Here is a 25,993-nt window from a genome sequence, read left to right on the forward strand (position 1 = left end):
CTCTCTCCCAAGAGGCTTATCTTATTTTAATATTCTTTTTTATACAATCATATGGAATTTTTATTTTTTAAGGAAAAGCGTATGAAAAAGATCATTGGGTTGTTAAGTGTAGCAACAGCTTTATTTGCTTTTGATGCAAATAAAATAGAAATTACTCCTACTTTTAACTATACAGTTCCAGAAGGAAATTTGGATCTTAAGAACTATGGCGGTGTTGGTATAAGATTTGGCTACCATCATGATGATTTTTGGTTAGATCAAACAGAATTAGGTATAGAATACTACAATAACGCAAAATACAATCATCCACAAGATAAACAACAGTTAAGAACCAATGTGTCAAGATTTTATACAAATGCTATCAAAGGAATGGATTTGATGGATAATGTGTATTTATATGGTTTATTAGGAGCTGGTTATGAGTATTTAAATCATGGACTATATGAAAATAAAAGTGGTGCGTTTGCACAATATGGTGGTGGCTTAAAATTTGCTCTAAGTGAAAATTTGGCTTTGAGATTTGAAGCTAGAGATCAAATTAAATTTAATAATGCTGACCATAATTTAATTTCTACGGTTGGGTTGAGTTTTTATTTTGGAAACAAAGAGCAAAAAATGCCGGAAACAAAAAATGTACAGATGACTTCAACTCATAAAATGGATAAAAATTGTAAAGAGCCACGAAAAGGTGCTTTATTAGATCATATAGGCTGTGAAAAGACTATTGCTTTAGAGGGGCATTTTGGCTTTGATCAAATTACTATAAATCCAGAATTTGAACAAAAAATTCAAGAGGTAGGTAAAGTTTTAGAAGAAAATCCACAATATTATACAATTTTAGAAGGACATACTGATAGTACAGGAACTAAAGCTTATAATGATAAATTATCTTTAGATCGTGCTAATGCGGTTGCAAAACAACTTGAAAAAGCCGGTGTTTCAAAAAATAAAATTGAAGTAAAGGGTTATGGGTATGATAAGCCAGTTGCTGGTAACGATACCAAAGAAGGTCGTGCTAAAAATAGACGTGTTGAAGCTAAATTTTTTATAAAAGAATAATTTTTGTTTAAAAAAACAATTTTATTTGATTTAGATGGAACTTTGATTGATTCAACAAGTGCTATTTTAGAGGGATTTGATGCTGCATTTAAAGCTTTTAATCAAATCCCTAAGGATCATGCTCTTGTTAAATCTTTAATAGGGTTTCCATTAGATATAGCTTTTGAAAAACTTGGTGTAGAAAAAGATCAAATTCAAGATTACATAACAGCTTATAGGGAAGTTTATCAAAAAATTTATATAGAACAGACATTTTTGTTACCCCAAGCAAAAGAAAGTGTTTGCGAGGCAAATTTATTTGCTGATTTGGCTGTTGTTACTACTAAAAGTTCGAAATTCTCTAAACCTTTACTTGAGCATTTGGAGATTGGAGAATATTTCAAAATTATTATAGGTAGAGATGATGTGGTTCATCCTAAACCGAATGCTGAACCTATTTTATTGGCATTAAAAAGACTTGGGAAAACACAAAATGATTCTTTTATGATAGGTGATACTCATTTGGATATTTTAGCTGCACAAAATGCTAATATTTCTCCTATCGCAGTTAGTAGTGGCTATGAAGCAAAGGAGAGTTTAAATCAATTTAATATTCCCGTATTTGATAATACTTTTGAAGCTGTTCAGTATTTAAAAAATATCCGATAAATTCACACTTTAAATTACACTATATAGTAGAATATTTTTTTTTTATTAATGTTTAAGATAATAAAAGATAAAGTAGCTACTGATTTAAAATAAATGATTAAATAAGGGTAGATTATACAATGAGTAAAATAATGAAAACAATGGATGGAAATGAAGCAGCAGCTTATGCAGCTTATGCATTTACAGAGGTTGCAGGAATTTATCCTATTACTCCAAGTTCGCCTATGGCAGATTACACGGATATTTGGGCATCTCAAGGTAAAAAAAATTTGTTTGGTATGCCTGTTAAAGTTGTTGAAATGCAAAGTGAAGCAGGTGCAGCAGGAACAGTTCATGGATCTTTACAAGCTGGTGCTTTAACTACAACCTATACAGCCTCACAAGGACTTTTACTAAAAATACCAAATATGTATAAGATCGCAGGTCAACTTTTACCTGGAGTGATTCATGTAGCTGCTAGAGCTTTAGCTTCACAAGCACTTTCTATATTTGGTGATCATCAAGATATTTATGCTGCTAGGCAAACTGGATTTGCTATGCTGTGTTCTCATTCTGTACAAGAATGTATGGATTTAGCAGGTGTTGCGCATTTAGCAGCTATAAAAGGAAGAGTACCTTTTATGCATTTTTTTGATGGTTTTAGAACAAGTCATGAAATTCAAAAAATTGAAGTGATGGATTATGAGCATTTTGATCGTTTGCTAGATCGCAAAGCTTTGAATGAATTTAGAGATGCCTGTCTTAACTCTGAAAATCCTAAAACACGGGGTACTGCACAAAATGATGATATTTATTTTCAAACTAGAGAATTAGCTAATAAATTTTACGATGCTATTCCTGATATTGTCAATGATTATATGCAAGAAATATCTAAGATTACAGGAAGAGAATATAAGCCATTTGTGTATTATGGAGATAAGAATGCTACTCGTGTAGTGGTAGCTATGGGTTCAGTGACTGAAGCATTAAAAGAAGTTGTTGATCACTTAAATAGTAAAGGTGAAAAAGTTGGAATTTTAAAAGTCCATTTATATAGACCTTTTAGTTTAAAATATTTCTTTGAAGTAATGCCTCAAAGTGTTGAAAAAATAGCTGTTTTAGATAGAACCAAAGAGCCAGGAAGTTTAGGAGAGCCTTTATATTTGGATCTAAAGAGTGCATATTATGGAAAAGATAATGCTCCTTTAATAGTTGGTGGAAGATATGGTTTATCGTCTAAAGATGTAGATCCAGCTCAACTTTTAGCTGTGTTTGAGAATTTAAATCAAGTAAATCCAAAAGATGGATTTACTATAGGTATCATTGATGATGTAACTTATACATCGTTGGAAGTAGGAGAAAAAATTTCATTAAGTGATAGTAGTACTATAGAATGTTTATTTTATGGACTTGGTGCTGATGGAACAGTTGGGGCAAATAAAAATTCAATTAAAATTATTGGAGATAAAACAGATTTTTATGCGCAAGCTTATTTTGCATATGATTCAAAAAAATCAGGGGGTTATACAAGAAGTCACTTGAGATTTTCTAAAAAACCTATTACTTCAACATACTTAGTTTCTACTCCGCATTTTGTCGCTTGTTCTGTTGCCGCTTATTTAGAAATTTATGATGTTTTATCGGGCATTAGAAAGGGTGGAACATTTCTTTTAAATAGTATTTGGAATGCAGAAGAAACTATTGCAAGAATTCCAAATGCAGTCAAAAGAATATTAGCTCAAAAAGAAATTAATTTTTATATTATTAATGCAACAAAGTTAGCAAGAGAAATAGGGCTTGGCAGTAGAACAAATACCATTATGCAAGCTGCATTTTTTAAGCTTGCTAATATTATTCCTTTTGAAGATGCGCAAAAATATATGAAAGAATTAGCTTATAAATCATATAGTAAAAAAGGTGATGCGATTGTCGAGATGAATTATAAGGCTATTGACATAGGTGGAGATGGACTTGTAAAGATTGATATAGATCCTTCTTGGATGAATTTAGTTGATGAAGTGAAAGAGGAAATTATATCTTATAAAGGGACTGAATTTGTTGAAAAAATTGCAAAACCTATGAATGCTGCTAAAGGTGACGATTTACCTGTTTCAGCATTTTTAGGATATGAGGATGGAAGTTTTGAACATGGTACCACCGAATATGAAAAAAGAGGTGTTGGTGTTATGGTGCCAAGATGGATTGAAGCAAATTGCATCCAATGTAATCAATGTGCGTCTGTGTGTCCTCATGCAGTTATTAGACCTTTTTTAATTAACGAAGAAGAATTAAGTAATGCACCATCTGGTGTAAAAGAGCATAATTTAAATGCAAAGGGAGTTAAAGAACAAAAACTTAGTTTTAAAATTCAAGTTTCTCCACTTGATTGTACAGGCTGTGAGCTTTGTGTTCATGAATGTCCTACTAAAGAAAAATCTTTAGTTATGGTACCACTTGGTGAAGAACTTGAATATGGTGAACAAGAAAATGCTGATTATTTATTTAAAAAAGTGACATATAAAGATGATGTTTTAAATAGAGAAAATACTAAAGGTATTCAGTTTGCTCAACCTTTATTTGAATTTCATGGTGCTTGTCCTGGTTGTGGTGAAACTCCATATATCACTTTACTTACTAGATTATTTGGTGAAAGAATGATTGTTGCCAATGCAACAGGATGTAGTTCTATTTATGGTGGATCAGCACCTTCAACGCCTTATAGAAAAAGTAATAAAAATGGCCATGGTCCTGCTTGGGGAAATTCCTTGTTCGAAGATAATGCCGAATTTGGACTAGGTATGAAAATTGCAACTGAAACTACTAGATATAAGATAGAATCTATTATGAATGAAAGTATGCAAGATGTTCCTAATGCACTTTCTGCTTTATATAAAGAATGGATAGTAAATAAAGATGATGTGAAATTATCTTTAGAACTAAGAGATAAATTAGTTCCACTATTAGAGGAAAATAAAGAGAATAAAGCTGTAAATAATATTTTAGAGCTTAAAAACTATCTTAGTAAAAAGTCGCATTGGATTTTTGGTGGTGATGGTTGGGCTTATGATATAGGTTATGGTGGACTTGATCATGTTTTAGCAAGTGGAGAAAATGTGAATATTTTAGTTCTTGATACTGAAGTGTATTCTAATACAGGAGGACAAAGTTCAAAGTCTTCTAGAACTGGAGCTGTAGCTCAATTTGCCGCAGCTGGTAAGCCTGTGCAGAAGAAAGACTTAGGACAAATTGCTATGACTTATGGTTACATTTTTGTAGCTCAAGTTAATTCAAATTATAACTATTCTCATCTATTAAAAGCAGTTATAGCGGCTGAAGCTTATGATGGGCCATCATTAATCATAGCTTATTCTCCTTGTATTGCTCATGGTATTAAAGGAGGTCTTGGGAATTCTGGAGATCAAGCAGATTTAGCTACTAAATGTGGGTATTGGCCGACATATATTTTCGATCCGCGTTTGGAAGCAGAAGGAAAAAATCCTTTAACAATCTCATCTAAAGAACCTGATTGGAATTTATATGAGAGTTTTTTAATGAATGAAGTGCGTTATAGCTCTTTAAAAAAATCAAATCCTGAGCAAGCAAAAGAATTATTTGAAAAGAATAAAACTGAAGCTCAGCGTCGTTATAGACAATTAAAACGTTTAGCAAGTGCTGATTTTAGTAATGAAAATTAATTTTGCTTAAAAGCTTTATTATATTGATAATAGTAGTGATTGATGCTTATTGTGTTAATCACTCTATTTTTAAAAATTGCACAACAAATGAACTAATTTTACTTCAAGATCCTTTTTTTAGAAAGATGCAAGAAATAAAAACTAATCTTTCCTTGCAGGCGATAGTTTCTAATAAAGTCAAAATTAATAATGCATGGTATGTACTAAATGATGAGGTTGAAGGTTATAAGATTGTTGCGATAAATAAATTTCAAGTTATTCTAATAAAAAATCAAGAAGAGATGGTTTTAAATTTATATGAAAAAAGTAATAATATTATTATTTATTAGTTTATGTTCTGTCAATATTTTTGCAAATTCATGCTATAAGCGGGTTTTTGATATAAGTATTGATTCTAAAAAGGAACTTTATTAGAAATTTTAAATGAATTGGGAAAAGAGTGTGGTTTTAGTGTTGTTATTAAAGATGAATTAGCTAGAAATAAACTAAATATTGATCAAAATTATCTTCATATAAGAAAAATGTCTTTGAGAGAAATTTTTGATTTATTACTCAAAGAAAATAATCTTGCATACGAGTATGAAAAAAATATTTTAAAAATTTATGGGACAATTATAAAAACATTTAAAGTTCATTATATAAGCTCCATTAGAGAAGGACAAAGCATTACTAAGGCTTCAGTAGATTCAAGACCAAGACAAGGAGAGTATGATCATTCTAATAAAGAAGCAGATAATTTAGTTATAAGTACAGATAAATTTGATTTTTGGGCAAATATTACAGAAGAAATTCAAGCATTGCTTGATGAAAATACAGCAAAACCAATAGTAAATACCAATGCAGGAATTATTACTCTTAAGGCTACACCTTATGAAATAACTAGAATTCAAAATTATCTTGATGATTTAAATAAAAGATTAAAAAAGCAAGTTTTGATTGAAGTGAGTATAGTTGCAGTACATTTAAATAAGAGTCATTCTAATGGAATTAATTGGCAAGAATTTGCTTTTAGATTAAATGGTGATGATAATAATTTTGTTATTAATAAAGGTGGTATTAAAAATATTAACTTGAAAGCAAATGTAGATACTAAGGCAATTTTAAATTTGTTACAAGAAAATGGTAAAACGATAGTTCTTTCCAATCCTAAACTTACTGCTTTGAATAATCAGCAAGCAATTATTTCTATAGGCGATACTATTAATTATCAAGTTAAAGAAAGTTCTAAAGGAACTGAAAATGGAACTACAATCAGTGAAACATATAATAATTATTCTATTTTTGTAGGAATTTTATTAAATATTTTGCCAGAAATTTCAGATGATCATAAAATTATGTTGAGAATAAATCCAAGTTTGAGTGATCTTAAATATAGTGTAGATAACCATCATCAAAATAAACCCAGAAATATAGCTCCTGATACTATACAAAAAAAGCTTTCTACTGTTGTTGAAGTAGAAGATTCTCAAACTTTAATTTTAGGTGGGTTAATTAGCAAAAATAGTTTAAACAATCAAAATGAAATTAATATTCTTTCAAAAATTCCAATTTTTGGACTTTTATTTCAAGGTAAGCAAAATATTGAAGATACAAGTGAAATTGTTTTTATTATTAAACCAACTATTATTCATGAAAATAAAAAAATATTAAATTTAAAAGAATTAGGCTTTGAGAATGAAAATTATATGTTTTAGTTTTATAAGCTTGTTTTTGTTTTCAAATTTATATGCCAAAGTTTATATAAAGAATAAATATATAGATTCTTTCATTTTGTATAAGAAATTTACTAAAGAGCCAAGTTATGTTAATGCTTTAAATTTGGCACAATATTTTTACACTAATAAAGATTATAAAAATGCTGTATTTTGGGCAATTGAAGCAAATAATATAGAATATTTAGAAAAAGATGCATGGTTGATTTTTATAAATTCTAAAATACAACAAGGGCAAATAAAAGAAGCTGCAAAAGCAAAAGAAGAATATGAAAAGATATTAAATGGAAAATATTGAAGATCTTAAAATTGAAGATATCGATACATTAACTTATTCTAAGCTTTTGTATTTAGGTGAAAATTTTTTTAAGGAATTAGCATTTAGGTTTCACATTGATTTTGTGGATTTAGATAAAGAAAATAATTTTGAGCAGTATTTGTATGTTTTGCCGCTTGTGCTTATGGAAAAATATGAGTTGTTTTGTTATAAAGAGGATGAGGAAAATTTATATATAGCTTCTTACAAACCATTAAAAAGTGATGGATTGATCAAAATACAAAATATTTTTAGAACTAAAAATATATGTTTATCTATAGCTGAATTTTCAAAATTTGAATATTTTTTTCGTAGAATGATATTTTTAATAAAATTTAAAAATTATTCTCAAGAATTAGAAAAAATTTTAATTTCGCAAGATACTCAAGATGGTGATTATTTAAAACAAATTTTGCTATTGATTTTATCTTATGCAAATTTCTTAAAAGCAAGTGATATACACTTTGAACCTTTAGAAGAAGGAGTGAAATTAAGATTTAGAATAGATGGAATTTTACAAAATATCATTATTTTTAAAAGTGACATTTATCAATCTTTATTGACCTATATTAAAATGATTTCTTTGCTTAATGTAGCTGAACAAAAAAATTCCCAAGATGGGAGTTTTACAATGGAAATTGAAGATGAAAAATTTGATTTTAGAGTTTCAATCATGCCGCTTTTATTTGGACAAAGTGTGGTAATAAGGATTTTAAAGCAAGAAAATGCTCTAGAACTTGCGAATTTATTTTTAGAAAGAGAAATGCTTCATAAAGTGCAGCTTAGTGCTCAGGCTTTGAGTGGTTTGATTTTATTTTGTGGCCCTACAGGAAGTGGAAAAAGTACTTTTATGCATGCTATGTTAAGTGAACTTGATGAAAGTAAAAAAATTATTACTTTAGAAGATCCCATAGAATATAAATTAAAAAATGCTCAACAAATTCTTTTAAATACTAAAGCAAATTTTGATTTTCATAAAGCTTTAAGAGGTGTTTTAAGACAAGATCCTGATGTAATTATGGTGGGAGAAATCAGAGATGAAGAAAGTTTAGATATAGTTTTAAAAGCCTCCTTAAGCGGACATTTGGTTTTGAGTACTTTACATACAAATAGCGCTTTAGAAGCAGTCTTTAGAATGATGCATATGGGAGCAAAATCTTATCTTATTGCAAGATCTTTAAATTTAGTCATTTCTCAACGTTTAGTTCGTAGACTTTGTGAATGTAAAGAAGAACAAGAAGAGAGTTTTATTTATAAAAATCAAACGATTAAGGGTAAATTTTACAAAGCAAGAGGTTGCTCAAAATGTATGATGAGCGGATATAAAGGTAGAATTATGGTAGCTGAATTTTTGTTTGTCGATAAGAATATAAAAAATATGATAGAAAATAATTATTCTTTTGAAGATATACAAAAATATGCTTTAATGCATAATTTTATCACTTTAAGTGAAGATGCTTTAAATAAAGCTAAAATAGGCCTTACTAGTGTAGATGAAATTTGGAAAATTGTGCTTTGAAGTGTTATGTAATTACTTATTTGTTAAATAAACAAGAAAAACAAATCGTTATCAAAGCAAAAAATCTTTATGAAGCTAGGATTAAAGCTTTAGAACAATATGAATTTTTAGTCGATATTAAAGAATATTGCAATGAAAAACAGCTTAAAATCAAAGAAGAAGAATTAATTTTTTTGCTTAAAGATTTGAAAATAATTTTAAATGCGGGATTTAGTTTACAAGAAGCAATTTTAGAATTTTGTCAAAATTCTTATGATAGAAAAATTACAAATATTTTCTATAACATTTTTCAAAAACTCAAAAATGGATTATCTTATGAAGAATCTTTTAAAGATATTTTAAATTCTAGAGAATTAGCAATTTTAAAAATTTGTGAAGGAAAACAAGATTTAAGTAAAGCGTTTGAAATAATTATTTCTTTAAAAGAAAAAAACTTAAAAAATATTAGGCAATTTAAAAAAGCCATTTCTTACCCTATATTAGTTTTTGCAAGTATAATATTTGCCTTTTTTGTTTTGATGTTTTTTGTGCTACCTGAATTTAGAAATTTGTTTATTCAGCTCAATTTAGAGCTGCCTACTATAACAAAAATTTTATTTTTTGTGGGAGATTTTTTGACTGATTATTTATTATTCGTTGTAATTTTTATTGCAGTTTGTTTTTTATGGATATATATTTTGCTTAATAAAACTTTCGTGTTTGATAAAATTTTGATCTTTATGCCTATTCTTGGAAAGATTATTATGTATCAAGATAAATTTTGCTTTTTTATTATACTTTCTTATTTATTAAATTCAGGGGTTGATATAAAAAAAGCATTAAAGTTATCCAGTGAAGGTGTTAAAAATAATTTTTTAAAAATCAAAATCACCCATGCTATTGTTTTGTTTGAATCAGGAGTCGATTTAGCTCAAGCTTTTTCTAAAATAAAAATTTTTGAATCTTTTGTCATTAGAATGCTAAGTTTATCTTTGAAAAGTTCTAAAATTGATGATAGTTCTTATGATTTAGCTATATTTTTTGAATATAAAAAAGAAGAATATGTGCAAAAAATTTTTTCAATATTAGAACCTTTGTTAATTATATTCATGGCAAGTATGATTTTAATCCTTGCTTTGGGTATATTTTTACCTATGTGGCAAATTAGTCAAGGAATTTAAGCTAAATAATCATAAGCAACTTTAGCAATGGTAAGCGCTACCATAATTAAAAAGAGTTTTTTTATAAAAGTTCCTTGAGTTTTTAAAACTAATCTTGACCCAATAAATGCTCCTATTACTTGTCCTATGCCCATTAATATACCTACTTTCCAAAGAATTTCATAAGAATATAAAAATACTACTAAAGCCACTACATTGCTCGTGAAATTTAAAATTTTTGTATTAATACTTGCATTTTTCATATTAAAACCTAAAAATATTACACATGCAAATATCCAAAATGAGCCTGTGCCAGGTCCTAAAAAACCATCATAAAATCCTAGTAATAATCCAAAAATAATTTGAAAACTTGTAATATTCATTTTAGCTTTATTATGAATATGTCCAAGATCTGGCTTGAAAATAGTGTAAATAAAAATCAAAATTAAACAAATCAAAACAATTATTTTTACCAATTCTTGATCTATAAGCAATACGCTATAAGTTCCTATAATGGCTCCTGTAGCAGTAAATAAAATACCTAAAATGACTCTTCGTATCTGCATAGATTTTCTATATGCTAAAACAGCGGCAAATGATCCAAAAGTACTTTGAAGTTTATTAGTGGCTAAAGCTAAGTGTGCTGGAATTCCGCAAGCAAATAAAGCAGGTATGGTAATCAATCCTCCACCGCCTACTATAGCATCAACGCAACCTGCAAAAGCAGCTATAAAAAATAAAATAATATAATAACTTAATTCAAGCTCCATGTCGCTTCCTTATTTTGCCCGATTCTATATAATGCAAAGTCATATTTTATAGGATCGTTAGGGTCTATTTTTTTTAAATTATGAGTTAATTCTAGCACACTTTTGAAATCATAAGTTTGACGCTTTAATAATTTTAGTTTGAGCGAAATCTTATGAGTGTGGGTATCTAGTGGTATAAGTAAATCTTTTTTTTGTATAGACTTGAAAATTCCTAAATCAAGCTCATCTTTTCTAACCATCCATCTTAAATACATATTATATCGCTTTAAGGTAGAAGTTGGTTTTTTAAATTTTTTAGAAAAGAAAAATTCATAACCATAACTTCTGTAAGAATTTATTTTATAAATGGTATTTATAAAATAAGATATTGCATCTATTATATTTTGATTTTTTTTGTAAGCTTTTGTGAAAATATTTTCTATACTATCTTCATTTTGTAATCTTTTTAATGTGATAAAAATTTGAGCTATATCTAAAGAATTTTGAAAGCGATACTTTAAATTTTGGCATTTTTTTATAATATTTTGTTCGCTTTCTTGTAATAAATCAAAATCAAGTTTATTTAAAAAATTTACTATATTTTTTGCATTACCATAAGCAAATAAAGCACAAATCAAAGCTATTGTTTCATCTTTATATACACTTGCAATTTGTAAAGGATCTGGGTATGAGAAAAGCTCTTTTTGTGTATTTTTGTGAGATGCAAAATCATTTAGAAGAGCTTTTAAATTCATTAAGATTTTAAGCCAAGTAAGGTATCTAGCATTTTATCTACTGTTGTAACTATTTTAGCGGCTGCTCCATAACTTGCTTGGTATTTTATTAGTGCGGCTAATTCTTCATTAGTATTAACTCCACTTTTTGATTGATATTCTCCATAAACAGTGTTATAAACTGTTTTATTAGTTGAATGTGCAAAATTATTACTCTCAGCATTAGAAGCTATTTGACCAGTAAATTTTCTATAATATCCATCTAAGGTCATAGTATCTACTGTGCCATTTTTGTTATAAAAATTTACTTGCTTTGTTTGAAGTTGTAACATTTCATTAGCTACATCATTTTTTCCATCAATCCCTGAAGAGCTAGCTTTAAGAGTATTTGGATCATTGCGAATACTTGAATTTACATTGATATTGTTTGCATCTTGTCCATTGAAAAAAGATGATACATTTAAAGCGCCTGGAAAATTTGTTCCATTATCTTTGAAAGATATTTTATATCCCGGTTTTAAACTATTCATTTGGAAATTTCCACTATCACTTTTACCATCATATTGATAAGAAGCTTTAAAATAATCATCTAAGTCATTCTTGTCATTCTTGTCATTAGTGTCATCAATATTTGCGTTGATTTGTTTTATAACATCTTCTATTGTGGTATTAACATCAATTTTAATTGTTCTTTTTGCTACAGGATTACCTTTACTATCATAAACGACAAGATCAAAACTTCCTGCTTGAATATTTTTATCATAACTCATCAAAGAGGTGTTTGATTTTAAGCCTTTTAAATCATCTGAAACTACTTTTTCTGTTGCAGCTTGAGCATACACATTATTAGTTTGTGTAATAAGAGTTTTGGTAAAAGTATTTAACATATCTTTATAATCTTGCAAAGTTCCATCGCTAAAAGAATTGGTATTGCCATCATAATTTCTACCTCTTAAATCAAGTTGAGCTCCAAGTTGCCCTCCAGTGATTTTGCCAGTTAAATCGTATCTATTTTCATCATTTACTTCATAAGAAATATTATAAAATCCTTGAGGATTTTTATTATCAAGTTTTAGAGGATGAAAGCTTGAGCCATTTACTATACTAAAACCCTTAATGCTAAGATCATAATATTTTCCAGAATCAGTAATAGTTTGATCTAAGGTATTATCTTGAGAAGAATGTCCTTTCCAAGCTACAGCATCAACTAATTTTGATAGTCTAAGTTCTAGCTCATCTCTTCTGTCTCTTAATTGGTTTGCGTTGTCTGTTGGCAATATTTCTTTTTGCTCTAATTGTTTATTGATATTTGCAATTTCTTGACCAATATTATTGATTTCATCAACTGATTGTTTAATTTCTTCATTGACTGTTTGTTGCATTTTATCAAGGGCTTGCAAAGTTTTTTGTATATTTTGAGTTAATGTGTTAGCACTTTCAATTAAATCAACTTTACTTGCACTATCGCTTGGATTTGAAGCAAAATTATTCCAAGCATCATTGTAATTTTTGTAATCTTGTAAAATACCAGTCCCTTGAGTATCTGGAAATCTTTGACTTGCTTCTTGTAAAATTTTCCCTAGATAATCAGTATATTGTTGCTGAGTTGTGGCATTTTTTAATTTATAATAAGCATGTTCATCGTGTAATCTTTTGATTGTTTCAACTTGGGTGCCTGTGCCTAAATGTAAGCCACCTCTTTTGATAGACATGCCAGTGCCTTGAAATGCTCTTTGTCTTGTATAAAAAACTGCATCTGCATTGGAGATATTATTACCTGTGGTATTAATTTGAAGCTCTGCTGCTTTTAACCCACTAACTCCTGTATATAAACTATCAAAAATTCCCATATGTTAATCCTTTAAACATTGATCTTGAACAACGAATCTGGAATTGTTTTAGAATCTCCATAAGCATTATTTGTTCCATTTTGTTCAAACATTGTGTTTAAAAGATTGTCATAAAAATCTTTTATTACAAGGACTAATTTTGCATATTCTTTGTTTTTTTGATGTAAGGTATTTAAATTTTCTTTTAAAAGTGCTAATTTTTCCTTGTCTTCATCATCTAAAAGCTCATCTAAGCCTTTGTTGTTTCCGCTATTACTTAAATCTATTAAAGCTTGATCGAGATTTTTTTTAGCAGTTTGAAAATCACCAATAAGTTTTGTTTTGTTTTCTACACTTTCATTAACATGTTCATGATTTGCAGCTTGAATATGTGTGATATCTTCGATAGTAAGATTAATAAGTTTTTCTAATATAAGATTTGTTTCGTCTAAATATCTTTTTACCATTTTTTATCCTTTCTTAGGCTACAAACCCAAAAAAGGATAAATTCTATAATAAAGAATCTGCTATTGCGCTCGATGTAGCTTGTAAATCTATTTTATACTCACCACTTTTAATTTTAGCAGCAATTTGAGAAACTTTACTTTCTTCTGCCTTTTGAGTTTCTTTTGCCTTGTTACTTTCTTTATTTTCTGTTTTATTCAAATCATTAGTAGCAATTTGAGCTACATAATTTTGATGTACAGGGTTTATCATCTTAAGCCTCCAGTTCTATTGAAAAACTCTAGAAGCTATATCGGCACTTTAAAAAATAACTTAACCCCTTTCTTTTAAATAATCAAATAATAATTTTGAAAATCCTAAACCACCACTTAAAGCTTTACTCATAGTATCATTGTACATAGATGAATAAATTTCATCACTAGCATCTTTTCCAAATAAAGAATTTTCTTGTTTTAGAGAAATATCTAAAACACTCTTGATTAAAAAAGCTTCAAATGCATCTGTTTGTTCTTTCAAAGCTTCATCTTCATTGCTTAGAGCTTGTATATGAGCGACATCGTTTTTAAAAGCGCTGTTTGCATAGTTTTTAGCAGCTTGATAGCTATTATTCTTTTTAGTAATGCTTTCATAAAGTTCGCTACTATAATTTTTGCTTGCTAAATAATTATCTACTTTCATTATATTATCTCCAATTCAGCATTAATTGCACCTGCTCTTTTTAAATTTTGCATAATGGCTATAATATCATTTGGTGTAGCACCTAATTTATTTAGCATTCTTGCTATATTAGCTACTGTTGTTTTGTTGTTTGTTATTTTAAGAGTGTTAGAAACTGGATCAAGTATACCACCATCTTTCATATCGATTTCATTTTGAGCTAAAGTAGCATTATTATTTGGATCTATTTTTATAGTAATATCTTTGTGAGTTATTAATATAGGTTCAACTTCGATATTAACACCGGCTACAACAGTACCAGTTCTCTCATCTATAATAACTTTAATTTCAGGTGTGTAAGCAACATCTTGTTCTAAAACTCTAGCCATAAACTCAACATGAGAAAATTCTTCAGGTTTTGTAAGTTTTATTGTTCTAGAATCCAATGCTTTTGCGATATCTGCATCAAAAATATTATTTAAAACTCTTTCTATATTGTTTGCTGTTTTAAAGTCAGCATCTTTTAAACTTAAAATTAGATCATCATTTTGATTAAAATTTTGCTGAATTTCTCTTTCAACAACTGCACCATTCATAATATTTGCTGAGGTTGAATGAGTTCCAGCAGCTCCAGGTCTTGGACTAAGACCCCCTATAGCTAAAGAACCTTGCGCCACTGCGTAAATTTCTCCATCAACACCTTTTAAAGCAGTCATTAATAAGGTACCACCTTGAAGAGATTTTGCATCTCCTAAAGATGCTACACTAACATTTATTTTATCACCACTTCTTGCAAATGCTGGAAGTTTTGCTGTTACCATGACAGCAGCGGTATTTTTTGATTTGATATCACCTGGGCTAATTTTTACGTTCATACCTTGAAGCATATTAGATATAGATTGTAGAGTAAATTCACTACTTGTACCATCGCCACTTCCGTTTAATCCGACTACTAAACCATATCCTATAAGTTGATTGTCTCTAACACCCACAACATTTGCGAGTTCTTTAATTGTAGCTGCGTATAAACTAACGCTAAAAGCTATGAAAAATAATACTATTTTCATTGATTCTTCCTTTAATCTACTGCTTTTTATAGCTAAAATAAAGCAAAAAAAGTTCCAAAATAGATTTTTATTTAGAAATATAAAAACTCAAAGTGGTATTGCCAAATTTTTTTTCTTTTATTTTATGAAAAAATCCAATTTTTTGAGGAGTTTTAAAAGTGCTATGGTGTTCTAATATAATAATTTTGATATTTTGATTTTGTATTGTTTCTATCATCGTAAGTATTTTTGTGTAGATATCAAAAAATCCATCGCGAATATCAAAAGGAGGATCTATATATAAAATTATTTCTTCTTTTACGCTTTGTATAATTTGAGGAGTTTTTTTAAAAGTATCATCATTAAAACATATAGTATTTGCATCAATATTTTTAGCATTTTGCGATGCTATAGTATAAGCTTTTTTATCTAATTCTATGGCATAACTTTTCAAACAACCATTGCTTCTTGCTTCAAGTGCCATTGAGGCACTTCCTCCAAAGGCTTCTATAAAAATTTTATTTTGCAGTTGAAAACGTAAGACATTAAAAACACAAGACTTTACAATACTTTTTGTACTTCTTGTGGTTTTTAGATCGGGTAAGAGTATTTTTTTACCTTTAAATGTACCACTTTCTATACAAGAGTATATTTTTTTAGACTTTTCTGTATTTGAGTTTGTTTTGTCTTTTGTGTAAGAATTTAAAAATTCTTTTACATTTTTAAATTCTTGTTTTTTAGACATTAGTATGTTCTTCTTGTAAGAGACTTTTTAGATTTTTCTTATAGATATCAAAAATTTCATCTATTGTTTTATGTGTTTGTACGCGGAGTTGTTCGAGTAATGTTTCACATTTTTGATTCATGATTTTCTTTTCACGATAAGCAATTTTATAAGCTATATTTTGTAAGCTTGCATCAAATTCTTCTAAAGCATTTATTAGTTCTTCGGTGCTAAAAGGTATGGTTAAAAAGACAGAATGTTTGTTGATAATAAATTGCGGTTTTTGAGAATAAATTTTTTCATCACAAACTATAAAATCACAATCTTTTTTTAAAACTAAATGCTCTTTTAAAACAAGCTCTAATGTTTTTTCTAAAATTAAATCTTTGCATTCAAGAGAAATTTTCATTCTATTAGACTCACTTTTAAGGAATGTTTTTTTAAAGTATGTGGTATTATACCTAAGGATAAATTTGCAAGTTCTGAAAAGGTTAGAATATAAAAATCTTCGAAATTTCTACCAGATACAGCTTGTAATTCTTTATAACATTTATCAAACATATAAAAAGCGTAAAAATTTTCTACAACTAAAAAGTCACTTCCGCTATCATAAGCATCTAGTATAACAGTTGATGCAGCCTTGTATGCTAATTGAGGATTTAGGGCTAAGAAGCTATATCCACATGAATTGTATTTTCTTTCAAAATCTATAACATTAGCACGAAGAGTTTTAGCTAGCTGTGTCGAAGATTCTGCTTTAGATAGGCTTTGATACACAGCAATATTAAATCCATCAAAATAATGTTTAATGTGTTCTTGTTTTAAATTCTGAATAAAAACATCAGGAGCGTATCGAATTTTTTCTATTTGGCTCATAATATCATATGAGCTGAATTCACAGGCTAAGATATTATCATCGTCCATCATTCTTTCGTATTCTTTTAATATTTCCTTAGGATTGTAATCAACAATAAAATAATTTTTTCCTAAAGGTTTGTTGCAAATTTGATTTTTTATTCCTATAAATTCCAAAGCATTGCTAATGATGTCAAAATAACAAAATAAATCGTTATTATTGTTGGTATAAATTTTATACATATTTTTCCCTTTTAAAATATACTTCTTGTATAGCCAGCTTTGACAAGTAGTATTTTTAATTCTTTAATATAAGCTTCATAGTCAGATTCATTAGATGAAATAAAATTTTTAAAACTTGTATGATAATAGATTCCTTTTTCTTCATCTGCAACAAGTTTTAAAAAATGTGGAGTTTTTTCAGGATATTTTAAAAGCATTTTATATGCAAATATAAAAAAACTTCCGCCTAAATACTGAGGTAAAAATTCCCTTGTTTCACTAGTGTAATATAAAAAATCGTATTGTTTATAGAGTTCTATATCGTGAGTATCAACTAAACCTTCAAAAAGTTTAAATTTTTCATAAAAATCACTTTTATCGATGATAAGGTCTTTAATAGCTCTTTTGGTATCTAATGGTTCTATAATCAACTCTGTTCCAAATTCATCAATAATATTTTTTAAATTTCGTCTTTGTCTGATAGCAATTTGGTTAACTTTTATACAACTTTCAGAATTATTTTCAAAATCAAAATATATATCATCTTTTTTAATTTGCAAAAGTAAATCATAAATACTTTGAAAATCATTACTTTCATAAATATATGGTTTATAATAAGCTAAATAATCACTATTCTTATCAAAACGAAAAATTCTTAAAATTATTTTCATGATTATATCCTTGTGTTATTTTCCATTATATACATTTTAAACTTATAAAGATTTGATTATTATAAAAAATTAAATTCATTTTGTATAAAATATTCACATGGATAAAGAAAAATTTATTATTAGTACTTTTGCTAATTCTATTAATGGAGATGATGGTGCTGTTATAAATAATCACTGTTATTCCAAAGATTTATTTTGTGAGAATGTTCATTTTAAAAGAAATTGGATGAGTTTAGAGCAAATTGGTGCAAAAGCTATGCTTGTTAATATTTCTGATGCAATAGTTATGAATTCAATTCCAAAATATGCTTTATTAGGACTTTCTTTGCCAAAAAATTTATCTTTACAAGATATAAAAAAAATACAACAAGGTCTGATGCAAGAAGCTAATAATTTTAAGGTGCAAATTATTGGTGGTGATACAATAGCAGATGATAAAATCAACATTAGCATTACTATTATCTCTATAATCAATCAAAATCAAAAGGCGATATATCGTAAAGGATTAAAAAAAGATGATTTGCTAGCTTTTAGTGGAAAATTGGGAGACAGTTTAAAGGGTCTAAAAATTTTACAAAGAGGCTCTAAGCTTCATTCTACGCATCGTTTTATAAGACCAAAATTAAGACAAGATTTTTTTTACGATATAGCTAAAAAAATAAATGCAAGCATGGATATATCTGATGGTTTAAAAAAAGATTTATCAAGACTACTTACTGTTAATCGTTTAAATATTAAATTTCTTAAAAAACTTAGCTTTTTTGAATTAAATAGTGCAGAAGAATATGAAATTTTATTTGCATTTAATAAAAAACATAAAGCCTATATAGAAAATATGGCTAAAAAACATAGAATAAAAATAAATATTTTTGCAAAAACTAAAATAGGAAGGTATATATATCATGGAAAAGAACATCATTTTTAAACCTATTTATGCTTTAAATCATAGTCCTATAAATGTTCATTTTTCTAAAAATAGCAATGATTTTGTGGTAAGAGAAAAGCCTTTATATGATTTCAGTGGTAAAGGAGAGCATCTTATATTGCATATTCAAAAAAAAGATTTAAGTACAAGTGAAGCTTTAAGAATTTTAAGCGAACAAACTGGTGTAAGAATGAGAGATTTTGGGTATTGTGGTCTTAAGGATAAACAAGGTTTGACCACTCAATATATTTCAATGCCTAAGAAATTTGAAGATAATTTAAAAAATTTTCAACATGAAAAGATGAAAATTTTAGAAAAATTTATTCATGATAATAAGCTTAAAATAGGACACTTAAAAGGAAATTCTTTTTTTATAAGACTTAAAAAAGTTTCAAATATAGATGCACTTAAAATCAAACAAGCTTTTAATGTATTGCAAAATCAAGGTTTTGCTAATTATTTTGGATATCAACGTTTTGGAAAATTTCAAGATAATTTTTATCAAGGTTTAGAAATTTTAAAAGGAAAAAAAATAAAAAATAAAAAGATGCAAGATTTTTTAATTTCTGCTTTTCAAAGTGAACTTTTTAATAAATATTTGAGCAAAAGGATAGAAATTTCCCGTTTTATTGAAGAATTTAATGAAAAAGAAGTAAGGAAAATTTATGCACTCGATAAAAAAGAATACAAAAATTTAAAAGATCAAAAACAGTTTTTTAAACTTTTGTCAGGAGAAGTTTTAGGTCATTATCCTTTTGGAAAGTGTTTTATTTGTGACAAATTACAAGATGAATTAGAAAGATTTGTTCAAAGAGATATTAGTGCTATGGGGCTTTTAATAGGAGTAAAAGCTTATGAATGTCAATTAGGGAGTTTGGCTCAAAAAATAGAAGATGAAATCTTTTCAGATTTTTATGATTATAAGATTAAAATGCAAGGATCAAGAAGATTTTTATGGTCTTATATGCAAGATTGTAAGTACTATTATGATGAAGAAAAAGCACATTGTATTTTAGAGTTTTTTTTACAGAAGGGCTCATACGCAACAATTGTTTTAGAAGAAATTTTACATACTAACATACAAGAACAAAATATAATTTAATAAAACTGATATTAAATATCAGTTTAAATTTATTTTTTTAAATTATAATAACCATTATCATTTTTTAACACTATAAAAGGAAAATAAATGTCAGTTTTGGTTATTGGTGCGGATGAGATCACCCCTATTAAAGCAGTTTTAACAAATTTAGGTGCAAAAGATATCCAACATTGGGATGCTAGAAATGAAAATAGGGTAAATAGAAAACCTATTCCTCAAAATACACAGTGTATTGTAATGCTTACTAGTTTTTTAAATCATAACACTATGAAAAAAATTAAAACTGAAGCTAAAAAAAGAAATATACCTTTAGTATGTGCTAAGCGTAGTGTGAGTTGTGTGTATTGTGAATATTGCAAAGTTTTTGGGTTAGATCAAAAATATGATTGCATTAATAAAGGATAAGAATGTTTGGATTTATTAAAAATCGACAAATCATTCCTAACGTTTTTAAAGATTATTCTCAATATGAAATAAATTATATATTTTTAAATTTTTACAATGCATTAAATGAAAGTGATATGAAAATCCCTTATAAATATGCAAAAGTAGCTAAAAATTTGAAAGATATATTTAAATTATACATTCAAGATTTACTTGAAAGTGGCGATGATTTTGAGCAATGTGTATATTCTAAAGAAATAATTGAGATTTATAAAAAAAACGGGTTTTGTAATAGTTTAAAACATCAAATTCCTGATTTGATTCCTGCAAAATTAATACTAAATATATTTTTTCAGGAAGAATTTTTAATTGATCCACAAGTTGTATTTGAAAATTTTGTTTTTGATAAAATTGCTAAAACTAACCCAAAATTAAAAATAAATATCAAGAATAATTTATGCATAATTGGCAATAAAATGGCTATTAGCGCAAAATTTTTTCAAGATGAAAAAAATGATATAGACTATGCTTTGAGAATTATTAGCCAGAATTCTTTTGATAAATTTTATATTGTGTATCCTAGAAGCAAGAAATTTACTCAATATAAACAAATAAGACATTTTTTATGTGAAAATAATAATACTTTGTTAAAATTAGTTCCCTATACTATTAATAATCAAATTTTAAGGAGATAATAAATGGCAACAGCAGTAATTTTTGGAAGTTCTATGGGAAATACTGAAGGTGCAGCTGGTATGATTGCACAAAAATTAGGAATTTCTGATGTATTAAATATAGCAGATATTGATGCAGATAAGATTAACTCTTATGATAAGTTAATTTGTGGAACTTCTACTTGGGGTAGTGGCGATTTGCAAGATGATTGGGATAGTTTTGATTTTTCAAAATTAAGTCTTAATGGTAAAACAGTAGCAGTTTTTGGTATGGGAGATAGCGAAAGTTATTCAGATACATATTGTGGTGCTATGGGGAAATTAGCTCAAGAACTAAAATCAGCAGGAGCAAATCTTGTAGGTGCTGTTTCTACAGGTGGATACACTTTTGAATCAAGTGATGCAGTTGAAGGTGATAAATTCGTAGGACTTGCTTTAGATAATGATAATCACGAAGACTTGACTGAAAGTAGAATTGATGCTTGGGTTGAGCAAATTAGACCTTCTTTTTCATAAAAATTAAAGATGTCTTTAAAGACATCTTTGAAATTCTAATTTTTTACAAAATAATTTTTTGTTATCTGTGTATTTAGCCCAGTAAATTTCTAAAGAATAAAGATTAGCTTCCGTAAATTTTGCAAAAGGAAATCTATCAAAATATATTTTTTCTTGTTTTTTATTTGCTTTTGTAAAATACGCTTTGGCTTGAATTCCTTTAATAAAACAAATTGATTTATTATCACAAGCAATGCTTACTGAGACATTAGGGTGTTTAGATGCAAGTTGTATGTGTTTTGTATTGTTATGGCTTGCAAAGATTAGGGTAATATTTAATGCATCAAAAGCATAATAACAACTTGCACAATATACTCCACAATCATCATCAATTATCCCTAAATGTAAAACTTTTTGAGATAAAATAAAATCTTGAATTTGCTTATGCATTTTGATTAGCTTGCAGCAATAAAACTTTTTGATAAAACAAATGAGTTAAAAAAATGACATAAAAGACTTGTAAAAATAATCCTAATAAAGGAACACTAGAAAGTAAAAAAAATATAAAAGTTATTAATTTAAATAATAAAGGTGATGAATTTTTAAAAAATATTCTAAAATTTGTTTTATCTAAAACACAACTACCCACATCAAGAATTAAAAATTTATGAAAAAAATAGTAAAAAACACCATAATATACAACAATACTCACAAAAGGAATGATAAGTAGAAAAGTAGCTAAGATAAACAAAATAATTCCAATAAACAAAATTTTTAAAATTTTTAACAAAATTTCTAAAAAATTTATCTCATCGTTCATAATGTGGTGATAGTATTTGGAATTAATTTTTTTAACAACATAGGGAGTTAAAAAAGATACAATAAGCATAGATAAAAAAACAGAAGCAAATATTACAATAAAAAATCCACCTATGACACTTAAAAAAGTCAAGGAAAACTGAACTATGCTAAAGCTAAAAAACCATGCAAACCAAGAATTACTAGTAAAATTATCTAAATAATAAAAGAAAGTATTATAAGTATAATAAACACATAGGCTAAGCAAAACCACGCTAAATAGCAAGGGTAAAAAAGCAAATTTCAAAAATGATTTATTGAAAAAATCTTGTAAACTAAGATATAAGATATTCATTGTGCTTGTTTATAAGCTTTTTGTAATCTTGCATAAATTTCCTCATATTTTAATGTGTCTTTTAAAATTTGATTTAGCACTTCATTGTCTTCTATACCATTCCAATTTTTTTTGTATATTCCATCTTTGTAACCATTTTCTTGTCTGAATTGATTTAAAATATTTTTACCTATATAGATTTTATATAGATCAAAAAAATTTAATCCACATTTTTTAGCTAAAACAAAATATACACTTAATAATTCGCCTAAATCATAATCAAACCCACTACATTTATGTATAATAAGTTCAATGTCGTTTAAAATTCCATAAGTATCAGCATCTTTTGGGATAGGATTTTCTTTGCAAAAATCATCAAAAAAACTCACTGATGAAACTTCCTCTGCTATAAAATTTTTATCAGTAATGTTTTTTTCTTTATATTCTTCTAAAATCAAACTCATAATAAAATGCCAAATATCTACAATTTCAATACGAACATTATCCCAATTAGTAGGATTATTAATGCTTTTCCAATGTTTCCAAGCAAAAGAATCGATAAGCTCGGCACATTCCATATAAATACACCTTCTAAAACTAATAAGCTTTCCTTCTTTTGTGTAGCCATTTTCCCAGCCTATACCATTTGTTTCATCATTTAATTTTTGTTGAAGTTCGAGCATATTTTTTAGAATATCTTTTGTATTCATATTATTATCCTTATGCATAAAATCCAAATTCTTTATTATTTTCTTTGTTCTCTTGTTGTTTATTATAATCTTTCCAAATTTCCTCTAATAATTTTGCACTATCTTGGAAAATTTGTGCTTTAACATCTTTAAGATCAGTTTTGTTCATTTCTTGTTTTAAATTTTTATCCATAGTATTAAGTAACTCATGTAAAGTAGCTTTTTTATGTTCTTCACTTTTAGGCTGAGGTAATACGTTAGTAATATTCATTGCTGTAGCGATTAATTCTTTAGGTTTTAAGCTACCAACTCTTGAATTTTTCATAAATTCATCGATTTGAGGTTGGACTTTTGCAACAGCGTCTTTAATTTCTTTAATATCATCTTCTGATAATTTAGTTCCGCTGTAAGAAAATGAAAATCCAAATTGGCTTTTTAAACTTAAAGAAGTTAAATTTCCTTCTTGTTTGAATTTTGCTTCTTTTTCATCATACATCGAAAATGAAAGTTGATTGCCGCTTTTTGTTTTAATGTCCATTGAAAAACTTTGAGAATTTAAGCTTGAAATTTGCATAGTTTAGATCCTTTATAACGAATTAAAGTTAAATCGACAAAATAATAAAATATTCAATAATTTTTGTAAGATTTTTTTACCTTACAAAAATCAAATATTAAAGAATTTTTAATCTTTATCCCTTGGCAATTTGTATCAATTTTAAAAATTTATCAGCTTGCAATGCCGCTGTTCCTATTAATACACCATGGCAGTTTTGTAGGCTACAAATATCTTTTATGTTATCTTGATTTACGCTTCCGCCATATAGAAATTTGCATTTACTAAATTGACTTAAAAAATTTAACTTCTCTTTTATGTCTTCAATACTAGCACTCACGCCTGTGCCTATAGAATAAATTGGTTCATATGCAATGATAAGTTTTTCATAGTCTAAATCAATATTTTCTATTTGTTTTTTCAAAAAATCTAAGCTTTTTTTCTCTTGTTTTATTTCCAGGCTTTCTCCTATGCAATAGATAATGTTATAGGATAAATTTTTAGCAAAATCAAATTTGGTTTTTAAGAATTTTTCATTTTCACCTAAAACTCTTCTTTCGGAGTGTCCTATTAAGACACTTTTGATATTAAATTCTTCTAAATGTTCTTGCCCAATTTCTCCTGTATATGCACCATTTATACAAGGATAAAAATTTTGAGCACCTTGATAAAAATTTAATTTTTGCATTAAAAAGGAAGTGCTTGAAGGAAATATAAAAATTTCATCTTCAGTATTTTTAAAAGAGTTGATCTCTTCAGCGTAAGATTGAAAACTGCTTCTTGTATGATTACATTTTAAATTTGCAGCAAAAATCATTCATTGTCCTTTATCATTAAAGGTTTTACTCCTGGAAGTTCTTTGCCTTCTATGAGTTCTAAAGAAGCTCCACCTCCTGTCGAAATGAAAGTCATTTCATCAGCATCGCCTGATCTTGCAACAACATCAGCTGTATCTCCACCACCAATTACTGTTGTAGCATGTGATTCGCTAATATAATGACTCATTTTTATGCTACCTTTTGAAAATTTATCTATTTCAAATACTCCCATAGGTCCATTCCACCATATGGTTTGTGCATCAGAAATGGCTTCTTTAAATAATCTTACGCTTGCAGGCCCTATATCAAGTCCCATCCAGCCTGCTGGTATTTCTTGAATAGGAACATATTTCATTACAGCCTCTTGAGAACAAGTTTGCGCAGCTGTTACATCTACAGGTAAATAAATCTTAACTCCTAAATTCTTACCTTTAAGCAAGATTTTATTTGCTTCTTCTATTAGTTCTTCTTCTAAAAGAGAATTTCCTATGTCATAACCTTGTGCTTTTAGGAAGGTAAAAGCCATACCTCCGCCTATGATAAGTTTGTCAACTTTTGGTAATAAGTTAGTTAAAGCTTGTAATTTACCACTTACTTTTGATCCACCTACAACTGCTACAAAAGGACGAGCTGGATGCTTAATGAGATTACTTGCGAATTCTATTTCTTTTTGTAATAAAAATCCAGCGCCTTTGTGAGAATTATCAAAAAAGTTAGTAATAGCTTCCACACTCGCATGAGCTCTATGACATACTCCGAATGCATCGTTGATATAAATATCAGCCATTGAAGCGAGTTTTTTAGCTAAATTTTCATCGTTTTTTGTTTCACCTTTTTCAAAACGTAAATTTTCTAAAAGTAGAATTTCACCTTTTTTTAGTTCGGTAGATTTTTTAATAGCATCTTCACCTATAATATCTTTTGCCATTATAACTTCTTTAGACATCAATCTTGCGAGTCTTTTGGCAACAGGCTCTAAAGAATACTTAGAAGCTATTTCTTTGGGTCGTCCTAAATGTGAGGCTAAAACTACACTACAACCATTATCTAAACAATATCTTATTGTTGGAATGGCTGATCTTATGCGGCGATCATCAGTAATATTTAAAAATTCATCTTGAGGTACATTAAAATCACATCTTATAAAGACTTTTTTATTAGCAAGATCTATATCTTTAATTGATAAAATATTATTACTCATT

Annotated in this window: 29 protein-coding genes and 1 pseudogene; 13 read left to right on the plus strand and 17 right to left on the minus strand. The window is 27.8% G+C overall.

Annotated elements, in window-relative coordinates; genetic code table 11:
• The first annotated feature begins 81 nt into the window (after positions 1-81).
• From CINS_RS01855 to CINS_RS01890, 8 genes and pseudogenes are all read left to right on the plus strand, one after another.
• Complete coding sequence (locus CINS_RS01855; protein ID WP_039649365.1) at positions 82-1,059, plus strand: outer membrane fibronectin-binding protein; 978 nt, start codon at positions 82-84, stop codon at positions 1,057-1,059.
• A gap of 3 nt (positions 1,060-1,062) precedes the next feature.
• Entirely contained in the window at positions 1,063-1,707 is a 645-nt protein-coding gene (locus CINS_RS01860; RefSeq protein WP_039649367.1) for an HAD family hydrolase, read from the plus strand.
• A gap of 119 nt (positions 1,708-1,826) precedes the next feature.
• Positions 1,827-5,381, plus strand: a complete 3,555-nt coding sequence (gene nifJ, locus CINS_RS01865) for a pyruvate:ferredoxin (flavodoxin) oxidoreductase (RefSeq protein WP_039649369.1) — start codon at positions 1,827-1,829, stop codon at positions 5,379-5,381.
• A 2-nt stretch (positions 5,382-5,383) separates the two neighbouring features.
• The gene (locus CINS_RS01870) at positions 5,384-5,710 is read left to right on the plus strand and encodes a hypothetical protein (RefSeq protein WP_039649371.1); all 327 of its coding nucleotides are present in this window, start codon (positions 5,384-5,386) and stop codon (positions 5,708-5,710) included.
• Positions 5,679-7,075: pseudogene (gene mshL / locus CINS_RS01875) on the plus strand (pilus (MSHA type) biogenesis protein MshL). The gene CINS_RS01870 and the pseudogene mshL overlap by 32 nt, the downstream one beginning before the upstream one ends.
• Positions 7,056-7,391: a transformation system, membrane protein CtsX gene (locus tag CINS_RS01880; protein WP_039649373.1), complete on the plus strand. Its 336-nt coding sequence runs from the start codon at positions 7,056-7,058 to the stop codon at positions 7,389-7,391. Before mshL ends, CINS_RS01880 begins: the two are co-directional and overlap by 20 nt.
• Positions 7,378-8,928 (plus strand): transformation system, type II secretion system ATPase CtsE, encoded by a 1,551-nt coding sequence (locus tag CINS_RS01885; protein ID WP_039649375.1) that lies wholly within the window; start codon positions 7,378-7,380, stop codon positions 8,926-8,928. Before CINS_RS01880 ends, CINS_RS01885 begins: the two co-directional genes overlap by 14 nt.
• Positions 8,925-10,088 carry a type II secretion system F family protein gene (locus CINS_RS01890; RefSeq protein WP_158336215.1) on the plus strand — a complete coding sequence of 388 codons (1,164 nt, stop codon included), beginning with the start codon at positions 8,925-8,927 and terminating at the stop codon, positions 10,086-10,088. The genes CINS_RS01885 and CINS_RS01890 overlap by 4 nt, the downstream gene beginning before the upstream one ends.
• Here CINS_RS01890 and CINS_RS01895 read toward each other — a convergent pair.
• The 11 genes from CINS_RS01895 to CINS_RS01945 all read right to left on the minus strand — a co-directional run bounded on the left by CINS_RS01895 (position 10,085) and on the right by CINS_RS01945 (position 18,019).
• Entirely contained in the window at positions 10,085-10,837 is a 753-nt protein-coding gene (locus CINS_RS01895) for a TSUP family transporter (RefSeq protein WP_039649380.1), read from the minus strand. The two genes, CINS_RS01890 and CINS_RS01895, sit on opposite strands and share 4 nt — an antisense overlap.
• Entirely contained in the window at positions 10,822-11,571 is a 750-nt protein-coding gene (locus CINS_RS01900) for a TIGR02757 family protein (RefSeq protein ID WP_039649382.1), read from the minus strand. The genes CINS_RS01895 and CINS_RS01900 overlap by 16 nt, the downstream gene beginning before the upstream one ends.
• Positions 11,571-13,400 (minus strand): flagellar hook-associated protein FlgK, encoded by a 1,830-nt coding sequence (gene flgK / locus CINS_RS01905; protein ID WP_039649384.1) that lies wholly within the window; start codon positions 13,398-13,400, stop codon positions 11,571-11,573. The genes CINS_RS01900 and flgK overlap by 1 nt, the downstream gene beginning before the upstream one ends.
• 11 nt (positions 13,401-13,411) lie before the next feature.
• Positions 13,412-13,846 (minus strand): flagellar protein FlgN, encoded by a 435-nt coding sequence (locus CINS_RS01910; protein WP_039649387.1) that lies wholly within the window; start codon positions 13,844-13,846, stop codon positions 13,412-13,414.
• 43 nt (positions 13,847-13,889) lie between these two features.
• A complete protein-coding gene (locus CINS_RS01915; RefSeq protein ID WP_039649389.1) occupies positions 13,890-14,096 on the minus strand; it encodes a flagellar biosynthesis anti-sigma factor FlgM in 207 nt (68 codons plus the stop codon).
• A 60-nt stretch (positions 14,097-14,156) separates the two neighbouring features.
• Positions 14,157-14,522 carry a rod-binding protein gene (locus tag CINS_RS01920; RefSeq protein ID WP_039649391.1) on the minus strand — a complete coding sequence of 122 codons (366 nt, stop codon included), beginning with the start codon at positions 14,520-14,522 and terminating at the stop codon, positions 14,157-14,159.
• Positions 14,522-15,568: a flagellar basal body P-ring protein FlgI gene (locus CINS_RS01925; protein ID WP_039649393.1), complete on the minus strand. Its 1,047-nt coding sequence runs from the start codon at positions 15,566-15,568 to the stop codon at positions 14,522-14,524. The genes CINS_RS01920 and CINS_RS01925 overlap by 1 nt, the downstream gene beginning before the upstream one ends.
• Positions 15,569-15,635: 67 nt before the next feature.
• A complete protein-coding gene (locus tag CINS_RS01930) occupies positions 15,636-16,292 on the minus strand; it encodes an RsmD family RNA methyltransferase (RefSeq protein ID WP_039649395.1) in 657 nt (218 codons plus the stop codon).
• Positions 16,285-16,680 (minus strand): hypothetical protein, encoded by a 396-nt coding sequence (locus CINS_RS01935; RefSeq protein ID WP_039649397.1) that lies wholly within the window; start codon positions 16,678-16,680, stop codon positions 16,285-16,287. The genes CINS_RS01930 and CINS_RS01935 overlap by 8 nt, the downstream gene beginning before the upstream one ends.
• Positions 16,677-17,369, minus strand: a complete 693-nt coding sequence (locus tag CINS_RS07580) for a hypothetical protein (RefSeq protein ID WP_052251942.1) — start codon at positions 17,367-17,369, stop codon at positions 16,677-16,679. The genes CINS_RS01935 and CINS_RS07580 overlap by 4 nt, the downstream gene beginning before the upstream one ends.
• 11 nt (positions 17,370-17,380) lie before the next feature.
• The gene (locus CINS_RS01945) at positions 17,381-18,019 is read right to left on the minus strand and encodes a DUF5644 domain-containing protein (protein WP_052251943.1); all 639 of its coding nucleotides are present in this window, start codon (positions 18,017-18,019) and stop codon (positions 17,381-17,383) included.
• A 97-nt stretch (positions 18,020-18,116) separates the two neighbouring features.
• Between CINS_RS01945 and CINS_RS01950 the strand changes: the two genes are divergently transcribed.
• The 5 genes from CINS_RS01950 to fldA all read left to right on the plus strand — a co-directional run bounded on the left by CINS_RS01950 (position 18,117) and on the right by fldA (position 21,620).
• Positions 18,117-18,944 (plus strand): thiamine-phosphate kinase, encoded by an 828-nt coding sequence (locus CINS_RS01950; protein WP_039649398.1) that lies wholly within the window; start codon positions 18,117-18,119, stop codon positions 18,942-18,944.
• Positions 18,913-20,046 carry a tRNA pseudouridine(13) synthase TruD gene (gene truD, locus CINS_RS01955; protein WP_039649401.1) on the plus strand — a complete coding sequence of 378 codons (1,134 nt, stop codon included), beginning with the start codon at positions 18,913-18,915 and terminating at the stop codon, positions 20,044-20,046. Before CINS_RS01950 ends, truD begins: the two co-directional genes overlap by 32 nt.
• A gap of 87 nt (positions 20,047-20,133) precedes the next feature.
• On the plus strand, positions 20,134-20,451 hold the full coding sequence (locus tag CINS_RS01960) for a DUF2325 domain-containing protein (RefSeq protein WP_039649403.1): 318 nt from the start codon (positions 20,134-20,136) through the stop codon (positions 20,449-20,451).
• 2 nt (positions 20,452-20,453) lie between these two features.
• Positions 20,454-21,125 (plus strand): hypothetical protein, encoded by a 672-nt coding sequence (locus CINS_RS07585; protein ID WP_052251944.1) that lies wholly within the window; start codon positions 20,454-20,456, stop codon positions 21,123-21,125.
• A 3-nt stretch (positions 21,126-21,128) separates the two neighbouring features.
• Positions 21,129-21,620, plus strand: a complete 492-nt coding sequence (gene fldA, locus CINS_RS01970) for a flavodoxin FldA (RefSeq protein ID WP_039649405.1) — start codon at positions 21,129-21,131, stop codon at positions 21,618-21,620.
• A gap of 15 nt (positions 21,621-21,635) precedes the next feature.
• On the opposite strand, the gene CINS_RS01975 is transcribed toward fldA, so the two are convergent.
• From CINS_RS01975 to CINS_RS02000, 6 genes are all read right to left on the minus strand, one after another.
• Positions 21,636-22,049, minus strand: coding sequence for a pyridoxine 5'-phosphate oxidase family protein (locus CINS_RS01975; RefSeq protein WP_039649407.1), 414 nt, complete (start codon positions 22,047-22,049; stop codon positions 21,636-21,638).
• Entirely contained in the window at positions 22,042-22,752 is a 711-nt protein-coding gene (locus CINS_RS01980; protein ID WP_039649409.1) for an EI24 domain-containing protein, read from the minus strand. Before CINS_RS01980 ends, CINS_RS01975 begins: the two co-directional genes overlap by 8 nt.
• Positions 22,749-23,441, minus strand: a complete 693-nt coding sequence (gene dut, locus CINS_RS01985; protein ID WP_039649411.1) for a dUTPase — start codon at positions 23,439-23,441, stop codon at positions 22,749-22,751. Before dut ends, CINS_RS01980 begins: the two co-directional genes overlap by 4 nt.
• A gap of 10 nt (positions 23,442-23,451) precedes the next feature.
• The gene (locus tag CINS_RS01990) at positions 23,452-23,994 is read right to left on the minus strand and encodes an invasion antigen I (protein WP_039649413.1); all 543 of its coding nucleotides are present in this window, start codon (positions 23,992-23,994) and stop codon (positions 23,452-23,454) included.
• 115 nt (positions 23,995-24,109) lie between these two features.
• A complete protein-coding gene (locus CINS_RS01995) occupies positions 24,110-24,790 on the minus strand; it encodes a triose-phosphate isomerase (protein ID WP_039649415.1) in 681 nt (226 codons plus the stop codon).
• Positions 24,787-25,992: a phosphoglycerate kinase gene (locus CINS_RS02000; protein ID WP_039649417.1), complete on the minus strand. Its 1,206-nt coding sequence runs from the start codon at positions 25,990-25,992 to the stop codon at positions 24,787-24,789. The genes CINS_RS01995 and CINS_RS02000 overlap by 4 nt, the downstream gene beginning before the upstream one ends.
• Position 25,993 lies beyond the last annotated feature (1 nt).

The sequence above is a fragment of the Campylobacter insulaenigrae NCTC 12927 genome (assembly GCF_000816185.1).
Taxonomy (GTDB): Bacteria; Campylobacterota; Campylobacteria; order Campylobacterales; family Campylobacteraceae; genus Campylobacter_D; species Campylobacter_D insulaenigrae.